Here is a 633-nt window from a genome sequence, read left to right on the forward strand (position 1 = left end):
GCAGCGGCGGCGCGGGACTGCAGCTTGCGGACCTTCTTCAGCTGCTCCACAATGTCTGACATGATCTCTTTCCTCGAAAATTGATGTCATGATGCCCGCGCCACGTCGGGATAGGTTTCGATAACTTCAATAGCGTCATCGACCATTTTCGTGCCGGTCTCGGCGAGCTTGCCTAGCGTCTCAAAGCCGAACCGGTGGACATCGCGCAGGGTCTTCGACAGAACGACCAACCGTCCAGTCGTCAAAAGCAAGCGGCCGAAGCCCTCATGGCCGATCGTCATGATCGGCGATGCCAACAGGCCTGTGCACTCTTCGATCACAAGCCCCACGCAACTGTAAAAATTCTGTAGCCTCCACAGCACATCAGGATCCGGATCGCCTATGATCGGGATCTTACGGCGCTGCTCCTTGGTGAGGATGAAGTCGGCCAGCAGGTCAGCGTCCGATTTGCCTTCCCACGCCCCATGGGCATCCTGAGCGCGGATGAGCCTTATCAGGCATCTGAGAAAAGGGGTGGCGAGATCCCCATCTTCGTTGACAGCAGGGCCATTCGTACTTCCTGTCAATGTACCCATTTCTTAGTCCTCCTCATCGAAAGGCTTCTTTTCAATGGCGCCTGCTTCGGTCAGCGCC

The 633-nt window shown here is 56.6% G+C and carries 1 protein-coding gene; it reads right to left on the reverse strand.

Annotated features, from left to right (window positions below):
• Positions 1-86: 86 nt before the first annotated feature.
• Positions 87-575 carry a NifX-associated nitrogen fixation protein gene (locus ATY29_RS02545; RefSeq protein ID WP_085861394.1) on the reverse strand — a complete coding sequence of 163 codons (489 nt, stop codon included), beginning with the start codon at positions 573-575 and terminating at the stop codon, positions 87-89.
• Between the last annotated feature and the right edge of the window lie 58 nt (positions 576-633).

Origin of the sequence: Rhizobium hidalgonense, assembly GCF_002914525.1 — a bacterium.
GTDB classification, from domain to species: Bacteria; Pseudomonadota; Alphaproteobacteria; order Rhizobiales; family Rhizobiaceae; genus Rhizobium; species Rhizobium hidalgonense.

Excerpts from the sequence above, each read along its gene's own strand:
- ATY29_RS02545 (WP_085861394.1), bottom strand. The coding sequence starts at position 575 with ATGGGTACATTGACAGGAAGTACGAATGGCCCTGCTGTCAACGAAGAT.